Source organism: Streptomyces sp. NPDC030799 (assembly GCF_055572255.1).
In genome coordinates, this window is record NZ_JBVIDS010000005.1 from 168,289 (window position 1) to 186,080 (window position 17,792).

The 17,792-nt window shown below is 71.1% G+C and carries 20 protein-coding genes and 1 pseudogene; 13 read left to right on the top strand and 8 right to left on the bottom strand.

What is annotated here, in order from left to right:
- Positions 1-102 precede the first annotated feature (102 nt).
- Together ACZ41I_RS14245 and ACZ41I_RS14250 are read left to right on the top strand one after the other, a co-directional pair.
- Positions 103-846, top strand: a complete 744-nt coding sequence (locus ACZ41I_RS14245) for a response regulator transcription factor (RefSeq protein WP_399767613.1) — start codon at positions 103-105, stop codon at positions 844-846.
- Positions 847-848: 2 nt separating this feature from the next.
- Positions 849-1,961, top strand: a complete 1,113-nt coding sequence (locus ACZ41I_RS14250; RefSeq protein ID WP_399767616.1) for a sensor histidine kinase — start codon at positions 849-851, stop codon at positions 1,959-1,961.
- Positions 1,962-1,965: 4 nt separating this feature from the next.
- On the opposite strand, the gene ACZ41I_RS14255 is transcribed toward ACZ41I_RS14250, so the two are convergent.
- Positions 1,966-2,274 carry a hypothetical protein gene (locus ACZ41I_RS14255; RefSeq protein ID WP_363217827.1) on the bottom strand — a complete coding sequence of 103 codons (309 nt, stop codon included), beginning with the start codon at positions 2,272-2,274 and terminating at the stop codon, positions 1,966-1,968.
- 85 nt (positions 2,275-2,359) lie between these two features.
- Positions 2,360-3,349 (bottom strand): NAD-dependent epimerase/dehydratase family protein, encoded by a 990-nt coding sequence (locus tag ACZ41I_RS14260; protein ID WP_399767619.1) that lies wholly within the window; start codon positions 3,347-3,349, stop codon positions 2,360-2,362.
- A gap of 320 nt (positions 3,350-3,669) precedes the next feature.
- Here ACZ41I_RS14260 and ACZ41I_RS14265 point away from each other — a divergent pair, with 320 nt between their 5' ends.
- The 8 genes from ACZ41I_RS14265 (at position 3,670) to ACZ41I_RS14300 (ending at position 11,211) form a co-directional block, all read left to right on the top strand.
- Positions 3,670-4,542 carry an SGNH/GDSL hydrolase family protein gene (locus ACZ41I_RS14265; RefSeq protein ID WP_468514181.1) on the top strand — a complete coding sequence of 291 codons (873 nt, stop codon included), beginning with the start codon at positions 3,670-3,672 and terminating at the stop codon, positions 4,540-4,542.
- 94 nt (positions 4,543-4,636) lie between these two features.
- Positions 4,637-5,002, top strand: a complete 366-nt coding sequence (locus ACZ41I_RS14270; RefSeq protein WP_468514182.1) for a 5-carboxymethyl-2-hydroxymuconate Delta-isomerase — start codon at positions 4,637-4,639, stop codon at positions 5,000-5,002.
- A gap of 50 nt (positions 5,003-5,052) precedes the next feature.
- On the top strand, positions 5,053-5,706 hold the full coding sequence (locus tag ACZ41I_RS14275; RefSeq protein ID WP_468514183.1) for a maleylpyruvate isomerase N-terminal domain-containing protein: 654 nt from the start codon (positions 5,053-5,055) through the stop codon (positions 5,704-5,706).
- A gap of 175 nt (positions 5,707-5,881) precedes the next feature.
- Complete coding sequence (locus ACZ41I_RS14280) at positions 5,882-8,068, top strand: MMPL family transporter (RefSeq protein ID WP_468514184.1); 2,187 nt, start codon at positions 5,882-5,884, stop codon at positions 8,066-8,068.
- Positions 8,069-8,174: 106 nt separating this feature from the next.
- Entirely contained in the window at positions 8,175-8,921 is a 747-nt protein-coding gene (locus ACZ41I_RS14285) for a cytochrome ubiquinol oxidase subunit I (protein WP_468514185.1), read from the top strand.
- Positions 8,922-9,044: 123 nt separating this feature from the next.
- Positions 9,045-9,698: an ATP-binding cassette domain-containing protein gene (locus ACZ41I_RS14290; RefSeq protein ID WP_468514186.1), complete on the top strand. Its 654-nt coding sequence runs from the start codon at positions 9,045-9,047 to the stop codon at positions 9,696-9,698.
- Positions 9,699-9,771: 73 nt separating this feature from the next.
- Complete coding sequence (locus ACZ41I_RS14295; protein WP_363218947.1) at positions 9,772-10,230, top strand: PPOX class F420-dependent oxidoreductase; 459 nt, start codon at positions 9,772-9,774, stop codon at positions 10,228-10,230.
- Between the two features lie 276 nt (positions 10,231-10,506).
- A complete protein-coding gene (locus ACZ41I_RS14300; RefSeq protein ID WP_363218929.1) occupies positions 10,507-11,211 on the top strand; it encodes a dienelactone hydrolase family protein in 705 nt (234 codons plus the stop codon).
- Between the two features lie 30 nt (positions 11,212-11,241).
- Here ACZ41I_RS14300 and ACZ41I_RS14305 read toward each other — a convergent pair whose 3' ends face one another.
- Complete coding sequence (locus ACZ41I_RS14305) at positions 11,242-11,628, bottom strand: DUF2267 domain-containing protein (RefSeq protein WP_363218930.1); 387 nt, start codon at positions 11,626-11,628, stop codon at positions 11,242-11,244.
- Positions 11,629-11,753: 125 nt separating this feature from the next.
- Positions 11,754-11,909, bottom strand: a pseudogene (locus tag ACZ41I_RS14310) (2-hydroxypropyl-CoM lyase); the annotation flags it as partial.
- 264 nt (positions 11,910-12,173) lie between these two features.
- On the opposite strand from ACZ41I_RS14310, the gene ACZ41I_RS14315 reads away from it, so the two are divergent.
- Complete coding sequence (locus ACZ41I_RS14315) at positions 12,174-13,061, top strand: MBL fold metallo-hydrolase (RefSeq protein ID WP_399767649.1); 888 nt, start codon at positions 12,174-12,176, stop codon at positions 13,059-13,061.
- 96 nt (positions 13,062-13,157) lie between these two features.
- Positions 13,158-14,174: an NADPH:quinone reductase gene (locus ACZ41I_RS14320; protein WP_468514187.1), complete on the top strand. Its 1,017-nt coding sequence runs from the start codon at positions 13,158-13,160 to the stop codon at positions 14,172-14,174.
- A 65-nt stretch (positions 14,175-14,239) separates the two neighbouring features.
- Here ACZ41I_RS14320 and ACZ41I_RS14325 read toward each other — a convergent pair whose 3' ends face one another.
- The 4 genes from ACZ41I_RS14325 to ACZ41I_RS14340 all read right to left on the bottom strand — a co-directional run bounded on the left by ACZ41I_RS14325 (position 14,240) and on the right by ACZ41I_RS14340 (position 16,852).
- Positions 14,240-14,443 (bottom strand): hypothetical protein, encoded by a 204-nt coding sequence (locus ACZ41I_RS14325; protein ID WP_468514188.1) that lies wholly within the window; start codon positions 14,441-14,443, stop codon positions 14,240-14,242.
- On the bottom strand, positions 14,443-15,093 hold the full coding sequence (gene pcp / locus ACZ41I_RS14330) for a pyroglutamyl-peptidase I (protein ID WP_399767654.1): 651 nt from the start codon (positions 15,091-15,093) through the stop codon (positions 14,443-14,445). The genes ACZ41I_RS14325 and pcp overlap by 1 nt, the downstream gene beginning before the upstream one ends.
- 68 nt (positions 15,094-15,161) lie before the next feature.
- Complete coding sequence (locus tag ACZ41I_RS14335) at positions 15,162-16,136, bottom strand: DUF979 domain-containing protein (protein ID WP_363218935.1); 975 nt, start codon at positions 16,134-16,136, stop codon at positions 15,162-15,164.
- Complete coding sequence (locus ACZ41I_RS14340; RefSeq protein WP_399767660.1) at positions 16,133-16,852, bottom strand: DUF969 domain-containing protein; 720 nt, start codon at positions 16,850-16,852, stop codon at positions 16,133-16,135. The genes ACZ41I_RS14335 and ACZ41I_RS14340 overlap by 4 nt, the downstream gene beginning before the upstream one ends.
- Before the next feature lie 170 nt (positions 16,853-17,022).
- Here ACZ41I_RS14340 and ACZ41I_RS14345 point away from each other — a divergent pair, with 170 nt between their 5' ends.
- A complete protein-coding gene (locus ACZ41I_RS14345; protein ID WP_468514189.1) occupies positions 17,023-17,772 on the top strand; it encodes a LamB/YcsF family protein in 750 nt (249 codons plus the stop codon).
- The last annotated feature ends 20 nt before the right edge of the window (positions 17,773-17,792 follow it).

Consider the following 17,792-nt stretch of genomic DNA (forward strand, 5'->3'; position numbering starts at 1 on the left):
CTACGAACGCCAATCGGGCATATCGGACTCAAGGTCCTTACGAAACGCGGACGCCCGGCCCGCGGCCCGGCGGCGGGCACCGGGTGGTGCGAGGCTGGAGGCATGCAACCGCCCTACGAGTCCCACGGGACCGAAGCCGCAGGCGAGGCGGCCCGGATCCTGGTCGTGGACGACGATCCGACCGTCGCCGAGGTCGTCACCGGATATCTGCACCGCGCCGGCTATGCGGTCGACCGCGCCGACGACGGCCCGACCGCCCTCACCCGTGCCGCGGCGCACCGGCCCGACCTGGTGGTGCTGGACCTGATGCTGCCCGGCATGGACGGCCTGGAGGTGTGCCGGCGGATGCGGGACCGGGGTCCCGTCCCGGTCATCATGCTCACCGCCCGCGGTGACGAGGACGACCGCATCCTGGGCCTGGAGGTCGGCGCCGACGACTACGTCACCAAGCCCTTCAGCCCCCGCGAACTGGTCCTGCGCGTGGAGTCCGTGCTGCGCCGCAGCCGCCCCGTCACCACCGGGCGCCGGCTGGCCGCGGCCGGACTCTCCGTCGACCCCGACGCCCGCAGGGCCACCAAGAACGGCACCGAACTCGCCCTCACACTCCGGGAGTTCGACCTGCTCGCGTTCTTCCTGCGGCACCCCGGCCGGGTCTACAGCCGCGAGGACCTGATGCGCGAGGTCTGGGGCTGGGACTTCGGCGACCTGTCGACCGTCACCGTCCACGTCCGCCGGCTGCGCGGCAAGGTCGAGGACGACCCGGCCCGGCCCCGCCTGATCCAGACCGTGTGGGGCGTGGGCTATCGCTTCGAGCCCGGCCTCGACACCGGCGAGGCGGTGCACTGACCATGCGCGACACCCTCCTCATCGCCCTCTACGCCTTCGCCGGCGCCGCGGCCGCGGGAGCCGCGGGAGCCGGTGCGCTGCGCCTGCTCCGGCGCCGCTCGCTGACCGCCTCCCTCGCCGTGGTCGCGGCGGTCGGCGTCGTCGCGATGCTCGCCGGCACGCTCGCCGTCGCCTGGGCGATGTTCCTCTCCTCGCACGACCTGACCGTGGTCACCACCGTTGTCGCGATGGCGGCCGTGGTGTCCCTGGCCACCGCACTGCTGCTGGGCCGCTGGGTCGTCGCCCGCAGCCGCGAACTTGCCGACGCCGCCCGCTCCTTCGGTGACGCCGGTGCCTTCGCCGCCCCGCACGGCCCGGCCACCGCCGAACTGGACGCCCTCAGCCGTGAGTTGGCCGCCACCAGCGCCCGGCTCGCCGAATCCCGCGAACGGGAGCGGGCGTTGGAGAAGTCCCGGCGCGAGCTGGTCGCCTGGATCTCGCACGACCTGCGCACCCCGCTGGCCGGACTGCGCGCGATGGCGGAGGCGCTGGAGGACGGCGTGGCCGCCGACCCCGGCCGCTACCTCAAGCAGATCCGCACCGAGGTCGAACGGCTCAACGACATGGTCGGCGACCTCTTCGAACTCTCCCGCATCCACGCGGGCACCCTCCCGCTGAGCCCCTCCCGGATATCCCTGTACGACCTGGTCGGCGACGCGATGGCGGGAGCCGACCCGCTCGCCCGGGAACACGGGGTGCGGCTGGTGGGCGACCGCGTGGAACCCGTGCCGGTGGAGGTGGACGGCAAGGAGATGAGCCGCGTGCTGGGGAACCTGCTGGTGAACGCCATCCGCCGTACCCCGGCCGACGGCACGGTCGCGATCGCCGCCGAACGGGCGCCGGACGGTGTGGTGCTGTCGGTGACGGACGGCTGCGGCGGCATCCCGGAGGAGGACCTGCCCCGCGTCTTCGACACCGGCTGGCGCGGCACCGACGCCCGGACCCCGCCTGCCGGGGCGGGGTTGGGGCTCGCGATCGTACGGGGCATCGTCGAGGCCCATCAGGGCCGGGCGACGGTCCGCAACATCCCGGGCGGCTGCCGCTTCGAGGTGACCCTGCCGACGGCGGAGGCGTGAACGGTCACTTGTCCGGGCGGCAGACGATGTCGGTCGCGGACTCGTTCCGGCAGGTGATCCCGCTCCCAGGGCCGATCATGCGGGAGAGCAGGGGTGCGATGTCCTTCTCGCAGGACAGGCCGGAGCCCTCCCCGTCGTCGTCCGCGCCCGCGTGCCGGCAGACCCTGCCGATGACGTCACTGCTGCTGAGCTTCTGGCCGGGCGGCGGGGTGTCTGCGGAGGCCGACGGGGCGAGGAGGCCCAGGCCGAGCACCGGTGCGGTGAGCAGCGCCGCGACCTGCGCGCGGGTTGGTCTCAGAGTCCGTCGCAACATGGCTGTCCTTTCGACTGGTTCATGTGGATTTCCCCGAAGTAACGCCATGATCGACGGCGACGCCGTCCTGTGGGGGCGGACACGCTCAGTGCGTTCGCGTGAACTCCCGCATTCCCTCCGCGAAGCCCACCTCCGGCTTCCAGCCGAGTTCCGCGCGCAGCCGGGAGGAGTCCGCCGTGATGTGGCGGACGTCGCCCAGGCGGTACTCGCCGGTGACGACCGGCTCCGGGCCGCCGTGAGCGGCTGACAGGGCGCGGGCCAGGTCGCCGACCGTGTGCGGCTCGCCGCTGCCGGTGTTGTACGCCGTGAGCGTTCCGGGGCGCGGCGCGGCCTCCAGCGCGATGACGTTGGCCGCGGCCACGTCCCGTACGTGGACGAAGTCCCTCCGTTGCCGGCCGTCCTCGAACACCCGCGGAGCAGCGCCGCGTTCGAGCGCCGAGCGGAAGAAGGAGGCGACGCCGGCGTACGGGGTGTCGCGGGGCATCCGGGGGCCGTACACGTTGTGGTAGCGCAACGAGATCGCCGTACCGCCCGTGGCGCGGGCCCAGGCGGCCGACAGGTGCTCCTGGGCGAGCTTGGTCGCGGCGTAGACGTTGCGCGGGTCGGGCGGGGCGTCCTCGGTGACCAGGCCGGGGCTGAGCGGTGCGCCGCACCGGGGGCAGCGCGGTTCGAAGCGGCCCGCCTCCAGGTCGGCCGCGGCCCGCGGCCCGGGGCGTACGACGCCGTGCGCGGGACAGTCGTAGCGTCCCTCTCCGTACACCACCATCGACCCGGCCAGCACCAGCCGCCCCACGCCCGCCTCGGCCATCGCGGCGAGCAGGACGGCGGTGCCCAGGTCGTTGCGGGAGACGTACTCGGCCGCGTCCGTGACGCCGTTGCCGAGGCCCACCATGGCCGCCTGGTGGCAGACCGCGTCCACGCCGGACAGGGCGCGGGCGACCGCCGCGCGATCGCGCACGTCGGCGTCCGGATCGGCCCGGACGTCGTACACGAGCGGCTCGTGCCCGTTCGCCCGCAGCGCCTCGACGACATGTGACCCGATGAACCCGGCACCGCCGGTGACCAGTACACGCATACGGCCACGCTAGACGCGCACGCCACCACGACCGCGGGACACGGCCGCCGCGTCACGACTCCGTAAGGTTTCAAGAATTCCTGTCAACAACGTTGACTCGGTGCTGCCGCAGCCGCACATTACCTATCGGTAGCACCCAGCGGTAATCCCGCGAACCCCCACTTCGCGGCCCTCGCCGTGCGTGCGCACACGCGCCCACGTCCCGACGGCCGGTACGCCCACCTTTTCTGAGCCGCCGCATTCTCGCGCATCAGCACACGCCCGGGCACCCCCATGCCCGCCTGCTGTGCTCCGAGTCCCCACCCCGAGAAGAGGGAGCCATGCCCCTGCCTGCCCTGCGCCGTGCCATCGCCGTGACCTCCGCACTCGCCGGTGCCCTGGCCCTCGGCGTCACCGCCGTCCCCGCGCACGCCACGACCACCCTGAACTACGCCGCCCTCGGCGACAGTTACAGCGCCGCCTCGGGGGTCCTGCCCGTCGACGCCGGCAACCTCATCTGCCTGCGCTCCACGGCCAACTACCCCCACGTCATCGCCGCCCGCACGGGCGCCCGGCTCACGGACGTCACCTGTGGCGCCGCCCAGACCAAGGACTTCACCCGGTCCCAGTACCCCGGTGTCGCCCCGCAGGCGGACGCGGTCACCGCGGACACCGACCTGGTGACGCTGACGATCGGCGGCAACGACAACAACACCTTCGTCGGCGCCATGCTCGCCTGCGGCGCCGCGGGGATCCTCAGCGGGGGCCAGGGCAGCCCCTGCAAGGACACCTACGGCAGCTCGTTCGACGACGCCATCGACGCGAACACCTACCCCGCGCTGAAGAGCGCGCTGCGCAGCGTCCGGGACAAGGCGCCGGACGCGCGGGTCGCGGTGCTCGGCTACCCGTGGATCACCCCGGCCAAGGCCGACCCGTCCTGCTTCGCCCAACTGCCGGTCGCCTCCGGCGACGTGCCGTACCTGCACGCCCTGCAGGCCCATCTCAACAACGTCGTACAGCGCGCGGCCGCGGAGACCGGGGCCACGTACGTCGACTTCGCGCAGGTCTCCGAGGGCCACGACGCGTGTCAGGCCGTCGGAACCCGGTGGATCGAGCCGCTCCTGTTCGGGCAGAACATCGTCCCGGTGCATCCCAACGCGCTGGGCGAACAGCGCATGGCCGAGCGCACGATGAGCGTGCTCGGCCTCGGCTGACCGGAGCCGGGGGAGGGGTGCGGTGAAAGGCCCCTGGCGGCATGAGGGAAAATAGTTGCCTAGTGAAACTACGGGCACCGGGGAAAGGTCCTTCATGCCGCACCTCACCATCGACTACTCCTCCCACCTGGCCGAAACCTTCGACGCCTGCGCCCTGGTGAAGGAGCTGCATCCGCTCGTGGCCGAGGAATCCGGCACGTCCGGCGTCTGCAAGACGCTGGTCCGTCCGGTGGCCACCTACGTCGGGAACAGAGCGAGCGCACAAACCGCCTTCGTACACGTGGAGATCGGCCTCATGCCCGGCCGTCCCGAGGCGCAGAAGGCCCATCTGTCCGAGAGCGTACTCGCGCTGCTCGCCAAGCATCTGCCGGCGGCCGACGGCCTGGAGGAGCAGGCGGTCGTCTCGGTGGAGGTGCGGGACCTCGCCGGCTCCTACCGGCTGTCGCCCTCCGTGCGGTGAGCGTCCGAATTCGTTTGTCCGCCCCTCCGCTCCCGCACTACCGTGCCGCGGTGGACCTCTTCTCACGCTCTTGGACGGCATTGCTCACCGCGGTCGCCGAACTCCCGGACGAGGACTTCCAGCAGCCGTCCGGCTGTGCCGGCTGGCTGGTACGGGACCTGGTGTGCCACCTGGTCATCGACGCCCAGGACGTCCTGATCACCCTCGCCACGCCCGCCGACACCGAACCGACCGTGGACGCGGTCACCTACTGGAAGCTGGTGGAGCCCCCGACCGGCGAGGACCCGCTCGATGCGCTGATCCCCCGGCTGGCCGCCGCATACGGCGAACCACGGTTGCTGAAGTTCCACCTGGACGACATCGGTTCCGCGGCGGCCCGCGCCGCCCGGCTCGCCGATCCGGCCCTCCGCGTCAGCACCCGCGACGAGGTGCTGACCGTCGGCGACTACCTGTCCGCGTACGTCGTCGAGTGGACCCTGCACCATCTCGACCTGATCGCCCAGCTGCCGTCGGCCCCCGAGCCGCCGGCCGCAACCCTCGCGGCGGCGCGCGCGTCGCTGGAGAAGATCGCCGGGACCTCGTTCCCCGCCTCGTTCTCCGACCAGGACGCGCTGCTCCTCGGCACCGGACGCCGTACGCCGACCGACGCGGAGCGGACCGCGTTGGGTGACCTCGCCGCCCGACTCCCGTTCGTCCTCGGCTGAACGGCCCGTCCGAGCGACCGAGGGCCTCATGAGATGATCTTCTTATCCGGCCACTACCATATGGCCTCAAGACAACCATTCGAACGGCCCGCCACCCAGGTGCCGTTCGGGGTCGCCGATGCCAGGGACCGCTCCCCGGGCTGCGGTGATCTTCCTGTCCAGGAGGACCTTCCGCATGTTCCGACGTATTGGCAACACCGTCGTCCGACATCCCGTGTGGACGATCGTGGCATGGCTGATCGCCGCGGTGGCGATCGTCGCCACCGCGCCAAGTCTGCCCTCGAACAGCGACGAGAGCAGCTTCCTACCCAAGAGTTATGAATCCATCAAAGCGGCGGACCTGCAGCAGAAGGCGTTCCCCAGCGCCTTCACCCCGTCCGCGATAGCGCTGTACCAGCGCACGGACGGCGGCAGGCTGACCGCCGCCGACAAGCAGGACATCACCCGGATCACCACCGAACTGGGCAAGAAACACATCGACCAGGTGCAGAAGGTCGTCCCCGGCCCGCCGTCCAAGGACGGCAGGTATGCCATGACCCTGGTCCAGATGGACAGCAAGAACGCCGGCCAGCCCAAACAGGCGGACGCGGCCAAGGTGTTGCGCGACGACGTGAAGGCGCTGGCCAAGGGCACGCATCTCGACGTCAAGCTCGGCGGCTCCGCCGCGCAGGCCCTCGACCAGCAGGACTCCTCCAAACGCGGAGACGCGCTGATCGGCATCGGCACCTTCGTGATCATTCTGGTGACCCTGCTGATCATCTTCCGGGCGCCCATCCTCGCCGTACTGCCCCTGGTGCTGATCGGCCTGGTGTCGGCCGTCGCCAACGGCCTGATCGCGTACGCCACGAAGCTGTTCGACCTGCAGGCCAACAGCTCGATCTCGTCGATCCTGATCGTCGTGCTGTTCGGCGTGGGCACGGACTACTTCCTGTTCCTGATGTTCCGTTACCGCGAACGGCTGCGCGCCGGGGACGAGCCCAAGCAGGCCATGATCAACGCGGTCGACCGGGTCGGCGAGGCCATCGCATCCGCCGCCGGCGCCGTCATCATCGCCTTCCTCGCGCTGGTGCTCTCCACGCTGGGCTTCCTCAAGCAGATGGGCCCGGCGCTCGCCATCGCGGTCGCCGCCACACTGGTCGCGGGCCTGACGCTGATCCCGGCCGTGGTCTCGCTCATCGGGCCGAAGGTCTTCTGGCCCTCCAAGTCCTGGCAGAAGGAGCCGGAGAACGCCCGGTTCGCCGCACTCGGCCGGGGTGTGCAGCGCCGACCGGCACTCACCGCCGCGGTGTCCGGTCTCGCCCTCGTCGCACTGTCGCTCGGCATCCTCAGCTTCCATGCCACGTTCGACCTGGCCTCGGGCTCGATGCCCAAGACCAAGGAGTCCATGGTCGTCCAGGACCAGATGCAGAAGGCCTACTCGGCGGGCGCCGCGGCACCCACCGACGTCTACCTGTCCAGCACCGACGGAAAGCCGCTGGACAAGTCCGGCTTCGACGCGTACGCACAGAAGCTCGGGGCCGTGGACGGTGTCGCCAGCGCCCGTATGACCCAGCTGAACAAGACCGGTACCACCGCCGACTTCACCGTCACGCTCAAGTACGAGGCGTCGACGGACAAGGCGATCGACGCCGTGGGCCGGGTGCGCGACGTCGCCCACTCCGACGCGCCTGACGGCACCGACGCGGTCGTCGGTGGCATGTCCTCGATCTACAAGGACATCAACGCCGCGGTCAACCACGACTACCGGACCGTCTTCCCGGTGGCCGCCGTGCTCATCATGGTCATCCTGGGCCTGCTGCTGCGCAGCGTGGTCGCCCCCTGGTATCTGATGGCCTCGGTGGGTCTCGGCTTCGGAGCCACCCTCGGCGCCACCGTGTGGATCTTCCAGAAGGGACAGGGACACCCGGGGCTGATGTTCATGCTCCCGGTGATCATGTATCTGTTCGTGGTCGCCATCGGCACCGACTACAACATCCTCATGATCGCCCGGCTCCGCGAGGAGGCCCGAGAGGGCCGCGAGCCGCGTGAGGCGGCCGGCATGGCGCTGCGGCACGCCGGGCCGACCGTCGCCGCGGCCGGCTTCATCCTGGCGGCGACCTTCGCCACGATGATGCTGGCGGGCAACTCGCTGCTCACGGAGATGGGTTTCGCGGTGTCCTTCGGCATCGCGGTCGCCGCCTTCGTGATGGCGATGTTCTTCACCCCGAGCCTCACCGCGCTGATCGGCCACGCCGCGTGGTGGCCGGGGCACGGCGACCGGGCCGAGGCGACGGTGACCGGCGCCGGAGCACATGGTTCCGTACCGGCACCCGGCAGCGACCGGGACGCCGTGGCCCACGATCCGGCGGGACGCCGCAACTAGGGGGTGTCGTTTGGATCAGGCCGGCCGTGACGAGCGGTGCCGGCAGACCCCGCGACGCCGGGATGATCCAAACGGCACACCCCAACTGCGTGGTGGCGCCGCGTACTTGACCGACCTCGGCGCGCTGCTCACCAACCCCAGCGCCCTGTTCGCGCTCGGTCACGTCACGCTGGCCGCCCTGGACGGCAGCGGTGTCGGACCACTGCAGGCCCAGCTCGTCAAGGAACACGGGCCGGGCGACTATGTGCCGCCGCACGACTGGCTGCGGATCGCGATGGACACCATGACGATCATCGGCAACACCGTCTCCACCGTCACGTTCATCGCCGTCTTCCTGCTGTGGAAGGACCGGCTGGTGCGCCGGCGCTCCCTCGCCCACCTGATGACGGCCATGATTCCGCTCCCCTTCATCGCGTCGGCGGGCGGCTGGATCTTCCGTGAGGTCGGACGCCAACCCTGGCTGATCTACGGTCAGTTGAAGGTCGAGGACGCCGTTTCCCAGGTCGGCAGGACCTCACTGGCCGTGTCCTGCTCGGTGTTCATCACCGTCTTCCTCTCGCTGGCGCTGACGAACTGGTGTCTCTCCCGAGGACACCGCGCCCGTGCCTTCACGGCCACCTGCTGCGCGGTCATGCTGCCCGTGCCGCTCGTGGGTGCCGGGCACTATCCGTACGTCCTGACCACTGCGCCGGGTTCGGGACTGTCGGTGCAGGAGGCGGTCACGGACGCCGCCACGCTGAAGATCCTGACCGCGTTCGGGATCGTACTGGCCCCTGTGATCCTCGCGTACCAGGCAGGGAGCTGGTGGGCCTTCCGGGGCCGGACGGGCCGCCGCCATCCCAACTACTTCTGAGCCCCGGCCACTTCCGAGCTCACAGCTACTCAAAGCCACCCACTTCTGCTTGAGCTCGATCGCTTCCACCCCGTCACCGACCCGTCGGCTCCGGCCCCGCTCCCGGCCGGTGAGCCGCTCGGCGTGGAGATCACCGACCTGTGCGTACGGCACCGCCCCGGCGGTCCCCCGGCCCTGCAGGGGGTGAGCCTGAGCCTGCCGCCCGGTCGCCGGGTCGTGCTCGTCGGCGCCAGCGGGTCCGGCAAGTCGACGCTGATCGCGGCGCTCATGCGGTTCGTGCCCTATGAGACCGGCAGTATCCGCCTCGGCGGGCGCGAACTGCGCGAGTACGCGGGCGCCGACGTGCGCCGGGTCATCACCGGGATGACCCAGGACGCGCATGTCTTCCAGACCACGATCCGCGCCAACCTGCTGCCGGCCCGCCCCGGAGCCACGGACGCGGAACTGCGCGAGGCCGCGACCAGGGCCCGGCTCATGGACTGGATCGAGTCCCTGCCCGACGGCTGGGACACCCTGCTCGGCGCAGACGGCGCGACGATGTCGGGCGGCCAGCGACAGCGCCTCCTGCTGGCCCGGGCACTGCTCGCCGACGCTCCGGTCCTGGTCCTCGACGAACCCACCGAGGGGCTGGACCCGGACACCGCGGCCGCCGTGCTCGCCGACGTCCTCGACGCCACCCGCGGCCGCACCACACTCCTCGTCACCCACGAACGGGCGGGCCTGGAAGCGGCCCACGCCATCGTGACCCTGCGATCCGGACATGAACATCACCCATGAGTGGCCGGGGGAGTTCGGGCGGAATGCCGACGGCGCAGGAATATCCGTGTCGTCGGCGGGAGTTGATCACGACATGACCCAAGGACCCGCGCCCCGACCCCTGTCCGACGACGCCCTCTCGGAGCTGCTCGCCAAGCAGCAGTTCGGCACCCTCGCCACGGTGAAGCAGAGTGGTCATCCTCACCTGACCACCATGCTCTACACCTGGGACCCCGAGGCCCGCATCGTGCGGCTGTCCACGACGGCCGACCGCGTGAAGGCGAAACATCTGCGCCGCAACCCACGGGCGGCCCTGCATGTGCAGGGCGGCGACGTATGGTCGTTCGCCGTCGCCGAGGGCACTGCCGAGGTCTCCGAGATCACCACGGTGCCCGGCGACGCGGTCGGTCGGGAACTGCTCGCGATGATCCCGCCCGCCGCGAAACCGGAGGACACGGACGCCTTCCTCCAGCAGCAGGTCGCCGAGCGCCGGATCGTGATCCGCCTGCGGGTGGAGCGGCTCTACGGGACGGCCCTGGACATCAACGGCTGACGCCTCTTCATTCGGAGCAGCCGACTTCGTACGGTCCCTTTCCGGGCCGGCGGGTCCGCCGGCGCGCACCTCGGGCGGGCGGTCACCTCACCGGCCTGACGGTCACTGGGTGTCACGGCTGACTCCTGGCTGATCGCGTCGCGGCGGTCCGCCCCGCAGTCCTCATGCGCCTCCGACCCGGCACGAGGAGGTGCCGGCCGATATGGTGGTACGCGGTGGGGGACATGCGGGTCGTCGCGATCCGCCGGATCGGCAGGCGTGGAAGAAGTGATGCCGATGATCTCCGACATGGTTCTCGTACCCACCAGCGACGCCACGCTCTCCGGTGACCTCGTCGTCCCGACGGCGGCGCGGGCCGTGGTGCTCTTCGCGCACGGCAGTGGCAGCTCCCGGCACAGTCCGCGCAACCGGATGGTGGCCGCCGAGCTGCGCACCGCCGGGTTCGGCACGCTGCTGATGGATCTGCTCAGCGAACGGGAGGAGCGGCACGACGCGCTGACCGGCGAGCACCGCTTCGACATTCCCCTGCTCGGTCGGCGCCTCGTGGCGGCGATCGACTGGCTGGACACGCAGCCCGACACCCGCGGCCTTCCGGTCGTCCTGTTCGGCGCCAGCACCGGTGCCGCCGCGGCACTGGTCGCCGCGGCCGAGCGGCCGGACCGGGTACTGACCGTCGTGTCCCGGGGCGGCCGTCCCGATCTGGCGGCCGACGCCCTGGAACAGGTGCGGGCCCCGGTGCTGCTGATCGTCGGAGGCCTGGACGAGCAGGTGCAGGAGCTGAACGAGGAAGCGGCCCGGCGATTGCGGGCACCGCATTCCCTGACAGTCGTTCCGGGGGCGACGCACCTGTTCGGCGAACCCGGCACCCTGGAACAGGTCGCCGAGACGGCCAGGCAGTGGTGCGACGACCAGCTGCGCCGCACCCCGCGGGAGCCAGGGGAGCCCGGAGCGTCCAGGGCGGCCCCGCAGACGGACGAGTGACCACCCCGGTCCCACGCATCAGCTCGCCCGTCAGCCCGGATCCGGCCTGCCGAAGTACTCGGCGTAGCGGGCCGGCAGCTGGGACAGGAGGTGGTCGAGCTGCAGGTCCGGGACCGCGTCGGCGACCGTGGACAGCACGGCGTCCGCGTCCCACTCCGCGGTGCGCGGCCGGGCGCCGGTCTGCACGGACACGCGCCGCAGGAACTCGTCACAGTCGAACGACTCCGGACGCCCCCGGTCCAGATGCAGGGCCTCGTCCAGGGGCGCGGGCAATCGTGCCGCCAGTTCGTCGGCTTCTTCCGGAGAGATCCGGGTCGCGAGCACCCACAGCACCGCCTCGCAGACCTGCTCGGCCTCCTCCCGGCTGCGGTACTCCCCGCGATCACGGACTTGGGCCAGGAACTCTTCCAATCGCACGGCGGCCTCCCAATGTCGTCGCACGCCATCACGGCGAGCCGCTTCCTTCCAGTCTGCCGCGCACTCCGGCATCCCCGACAGCATCACCTGTGACGATCAACAGGGAGCGTCCCGGACCGCTGCGGCTACAGCTCCGCTCGGACCGCGCGAACGGCGGCCACCAGATTCTCCAGGGAGGCGCGGGTCTCCGGCCGGCTGCGTGTCTTCAAGCCGCAGTCGGGGTTGACCCACAGCCGTTCGGCCGGGACCGCCCGCAGGCCGGTGCGGAGCAGTTCGGCGGCGGTGGTCCGGAGGGCGTCGGCGGTGACGCGGCCCTTCCAGTAGCCCTCGATCGCCTTCTTCAGTTCCCGGTTCCGGACGGTGAGGTGAGACACATCAGCTTTTCGGCCCTTTTGGGATGTCTTGTGCGGGCGACGCACCATCACTCAGAGCAGCGCCGTACCGCAAGTTCAAGATCTGGCCCCTCTTCCTTTCTCCGTGCGGCCCGGATACCCCTGGAGAGTGAGAAGCCGGGCCGGACGGCGACGACGCGGGAGGAATCCACCATGGGCGAGGAACGGTTCGAGGACGGCTGGTATGTGGACGGACGATGCACGAACTGCGATGTCGCACGGCAGCTCGCCCCCGGCCTGATCGGTGAGGTCGACGGTCGCGCGGCGGTGCTGCGCCAGCCGCGTGACCGGACCGAGGTGCTGCAGCTGCATGCCGCCGCACATGCCTGCCAGACCCGGTCGGTGCATCCCCCGGGCGGGCGGCTGGACGCAGCGCTGGACCCCTTCCCGATGGCCCTGGACGACACCGTGTACCTGTGCGGACACAACTCCAGGCGGACCGCGGGAGCCAACTCCTACCTGTTACGCCGCCCCGGCGGCACCGCGATGATGGTGGACACGCCGCGCTGGAGCAGCACGCTGGCCGCGCGCTACGAGGCGCTGGGCCCCGTCACCGACGTCCTGCTCACCCATCGCGACCACGCCGCGCACGGGCGCAGCTACGCCGACCGCTTCGGTGCCCGGCTCTGGATCCATGAGGGAGACCTCGATGCCGCCCCGGACGCCGACCGGGTGCTTCGGGGCACCGACCCGGCCGAGATCGCCGAGGGCGTGATCGCCCACCCCCTGCCCGGCCACACCCGTGGCAGCGTGCTCTTCGTCGCAGACGAGCGGTACTGCTTCAGCGGCGACAGCTTCTACTGGTCGCGCAGCACGGGGGACATCGAGGTGGTGGAGAGCGTCACCTGGTACTCCATCGGTGAGCTGGCCGCCTCCTTGGCCCGGACCACCGGCGGCCTGCGCTTCGAGTGGCTGTTGCCCGGCCACGGCGACCGCCGCCGCCTCCCTGCCGACGAGATGGCCCGACGACTGCGCCGGCTGACAGCACGTACCCGGGAACTGCGGCCCCGGCCCGTCGACTTCACCGCAGTGCGCTGGTGACGGGCGACTGCCGGACGGGTCCGTGCGGGTTGCCCGGCGCTGTGTCCCTTGCTTCCTGAGCCGATTCCGGGGGCGCGGGTGGAAGCATGCGATGCCATGCGTGCTGCGTACATTGATGAGCTGGGGACCGCGGACGTCATCCGGTACGGCGAGATCGCGGCGCCCCGGCCGGGTCCCACCGACGTACTGGTGGACGTCCTCGCCACCACGGTCAACCCGGTGGACACCTTCGTACGGTCGGGGCTGTTCCCCACACAGGTGGTCTTCCCCTTCGTCGTGGGCCGTGACCTGGTCGGCACGGTGGCCGAGGCGGGCCCCGGCGTCACCGGTTTCCGTGCAGGGGACCGGGTGTGGTGCAACAGCCTCGGGCACGGAGGACGGCAGGGCGCGGCGGCGGAGCAGGCGGTGGTGGCGGCCGATCGGCTCTACCACCTGCCCGAGGGAACCGATCCGTACGATGCGGTTGCGGTGGTCCATCCGGCGGCGACCGCGTATCTGGCGCTGTTCGTCCACGGGCGGCTCAGCGTGGGGGAGACCGTGCTGGTGGCCGGCGCCGCGGGCAATGTCGGCAGCGCACTGGTCACCATGGCGGTACGGGCCGGCGCCCGTGTGCTGGCCACGGCCGGTGCCCGGGACGCAGAGTACTGCGCGGAGCTGGGCGCGGCCGAGGTGTTCGACTACCGGGATCCGGAACTGACCGAGAGGATCCGCAGGGCGGCGCCGGCGGGGCTCGATCTGTACCTGGACACGGCGGGTGTCAACGACCTGGAGACCACGGTCGAACTCCTCGCCCTCAGGGGCCGCGTGGTGCTCCTGGCCGGCATCCGAACCCGCCCCGTACTGCCCGCCAGGGCGCTGTACGTGAACGACCGCACCGTCATGGGTTTCGTGATCTCGCACGCGACACCCGACGAACTCACCGCAGCCGCCTCATACATCAACGGCCTGTTCGGCCAGGGTGCTCTGCGCCCGAGGAGCATCGAGGTGTTCCCGCTGAGCGCGGCAGCCGACGTACACGCCCGGATGGAGAGGGGCGAGCTGCGGGGTCGACGCGCGGTCCTGCGGACGGACGTCACGGCCACGAGTCGCAACGCGGCGACGTCCACGCGCTAGCCGAACACGAGACGCACCGGTCGGCCGCACCGGACGGATGAAGATCCCGCGCGGGCCTTCAACGATCACGGCCGCCGGCCGGCCGGGGCGGCGCCGGTCGGGGTTCCCCCGCGCAACGTGCGTCCGGCCGCCGTCGAGTCCGTGCAGGAGACCACCCCCACCTCGGGCACCTCCAGCACCGGGCAGGGTGCGCCGGAGCGCAGGGCGGGTTGCAGCATGCCGGCGAGGGCGAGCCGGGTGAAGCCGGCCGCGTATGCGGTGAGCGGCATCAGTGGGTGGCTCCCTCGGTGACCTTCAGGTCGTGGCCCTCGGGGGTGCGGGCGGCGGCCAGCAGCAGGGCGGACAGTCCGCGGGCGACCGTGGTGGGCTCCAGGGCCGGGGCGGTGCCGTCGACGACCTGTTCCGGCGCCCAGGGCACATGCGCGAAACCGCCCCGGGCGTGCGGGAATTCGGTGGCGATGAGGTGACCGAGGCCGTACGCGACGTGGTTGCAGACGAATGTGCCGGCCGTGTGGGAGACGGCGGCCGGCACACCGGCGGCACGCAGCGCGGCGACGCAGGCCTTCACCGGAAGGGTGGAGAAGTAGGCGGCGGGGCCGCCCGGGACGACGGGTTCGTCGATGGGCTGGTTGCCGGCGTTGTCGGGGATGCGGGCGTCGTCGAGGTTGATGGCGACGCGTTCGACGGTGACGCCGGGGCGGCCGCCCGCCTGACCCAGACACAGGATCAGGTCGGGGCGGGAGACACGGATGGCGTCGCGCAGGGTGGCGATGGACTCGCCGAAGACGCAGGGGAGTTCGGTGGCGGTGACCGTGAGCCCGGCCGGAGCCTCGGCGGCCACCAGCGAGGCGGCCTGCCAGGACGGGTTCACCTGCTGGCCGTCGAAGGGGGCGAAGCCGGTGATGAGCACGTGGGCCATGGCACTTCTTTCACGAGGGCGTCGGTCTGCACCGAGGGCGTCGGTCTGCACGAGGGGCATCCGTCCGCTCAGAAAGCGAACAGCGCCATGATCACGGTGGAGCAGGCCAGGAGCGGGAGAGCCGTCGGGATCTGTGCCTTGATGGGCCCGTACTGGTCCTTCAGTTCCAGCAGGGTGGCCGGGACGATGTTGAAGTTGGCGGCCATGGGCGTACACAGCGTTCCGGAGAATCCGGCCAGCATGCCGACCGCGAGCACGGCCGGCGGATTGCCGTGCATCTGCCCGATGAGGACGGGCCAGCCGATCGCCGCGGTCATCACGGGGAACGCGGCGAACGCGTTGCCCATGATCACGGTGAACAGGAACATGCCGACGCAGTACGCGAGCACGGCGAGGTACTTCGCGTTGTCCGGCAGGACGTCGTGCACGATCTTGCCGACCTGGGTACCGACCCCGGCCAGTGCGAAGATCGAGCCGAGTACGGCGAGGAGCTGGGGCAGCAGCAGGGCGGCCCCCATCGCCTCCAGCATGGAGCGCCCGGAGTGCAGCGGCACGGACAGCTTCCGCTCACCGGTGACCAGCATCCCGACGACGAGGGCGACGAGACAGCCGACGCCGAGCCCGAGGAGGGTGGCCTTGCCCGTCTCGAAGAGACCGGACGTGTCGAGGACGGAGGCGCAGACGATGGCGACGAGCGGGATCGTCAGGGCGGGGATGAAGATCTTGCTGCCGAGCCGGGCGGCGGAGGCCTCGCGCTCCTCGGTGGGGCTGGTGGCTGGAGCGCCCTTGCCCAGGAAGTTGAAACCGGCGAGCACGATGAGGGCGAGCACCGCGACGCCGAGCGGTTCGGCGGGCAGCGTCCAGCCGCCGTTCTTCGCGGTGGCGTTGGCGACGCCGGTGCCGTAGGGGAAGGTGAGCCCGAGCAGGCCCCAGAAGGCGGCGGACGTCCACCGCTTGGGATTGCTGCGGTCTGCGGCCATCTGCACGGCCATGACGACGAAGACGAGACCCACCAGCCAGTAGAGCCACTCGACCTTGATCACTTGCTGTTCTCCTTCGGAAGCGGCACGTCGTGTTCGGCGGCGGCGAGCGCCATCTCCCGCTGCAGCTGCCGGTCCAGGAGCAGCAGCCGGGCACCGTGGACGAGGAAGGCGCAGACGGCGAGCGGTATCGCCCACAGGGCCAGCTGGGTCGGTTCGAGATTCTGGTGGTACGTCGAGTTGACGAAGCCGGTGATCAGGAGGATCGAGCCGATCGCGATGAAGCAGTCCTCGCCGAAGAAGAGGCCCACGGTGTCCGAGGACGCGGCGTAGGAACGCACCTTCTCGCGCACGCGCTCGGGCAGCGCCGTGCCGGCCGTGCGCTCGGCGGCGGCCTCGGCCATGGGCGCGACCAGCGGCCGTACGGTCTGTGCGGGACCGCACATGCTGGTGAGGCCGAGCGCCGCGGTGATCTGACGGATCAGGAGGTAGACGGTGAGGAACCGGCCGGCGCTGAGGCTGCCGAGCCGTCCGATCAGATTGCGGGCCTGCTCGCGCAAGCCGTAGCGCTCCAGGAGGCCGATCACGGGGAGGACGACGGCGAAGACGGTGACCGAGCGGCTGTCGGCGAAGGACCGGCCGAAGGCCGCGAGGACCTCCAGCGGGTTCATCCCGCCGATCAGTCCGGTGAAGACACCGGCGACACCGACCACGAGGACGGGATTGCGGCGCGTGACGAATCCGAGGATCACCACGACCACGCCGAGGAGAACGATCATGCGGTTGCCTTTGGCGTGAGCGGGCGGGACGCCCGAGCGGCGCGGATCCGGGGGTCCGAATCCGTGAGGATGCCCGGGACCCTAGGGGATCGTTCAACGATCGAACAAGGGGTCGGACACGGAAAATCAATCTCTTGTCGGATCGTTCAACAATCGCCTACGTTGAAGGGGTGATCGACCTCAACGCAGACCTCGGTGAAGGCTTCGGCCGCTGGACCCTCACCGACGACGACGCCCTGCTCTCCGTCGTGACCAGCGCCAACGTCGCCTGCGGCTTCCACGCCGGCGACCCCTCGGTGATGCGCCGCGTCTGCGACCTCGCCGCCGAACGCGGCGTCCGGATCGGGGCCCAGGTCTCCTACCGTGACCTGGCCGGCTTCGGCCGCCGCGCCATGGACGTGCCCGGCGACGAGCTGGCGGCCGAGATCGCCTACCAGATCGGGGCGCTGCGGGTCTTCGCGGAGGCCGCCGGGACCGAGGTCGCCTACGTCAAGCCGCACGGCGCGCTCTACAACCGCACCGTGCACGACGCCGAGCAGGCCGCGGCCGTGGTGGCCGGCGTGCGCCTGGCGGGCGGGGCGCCGGTGCTCGGCCTGCCCGGGTCACGGCTGCTCGCCGCCGCCGAGGAGGCGGGCCTCACCGCCGTACCGGAGGCCTTCGCGGACCGCGCCTACACCCCCGCGGGCACCCTCGTGCCACGCCGCGAGCCGGGCGCCGTGGTGACCGACGAGGACGCGGTGGTCCGGCGCGCGCTGGCGTTCGCGGTGGACCGGGCCGTAGCAGCCGTCGACGGTACGACCGTCCCGGTGGCCGCCCGCTCCCTGTGCGTCCACGGCGACACCCCGGGCGCCGCCAGGATCGCCGCGCGGGTCCGGCACGCACTCGACGCGGCCGGAGTCGAGGTAAGGGCATTCGCATGACCGAGAGCCGGTCCGATGAG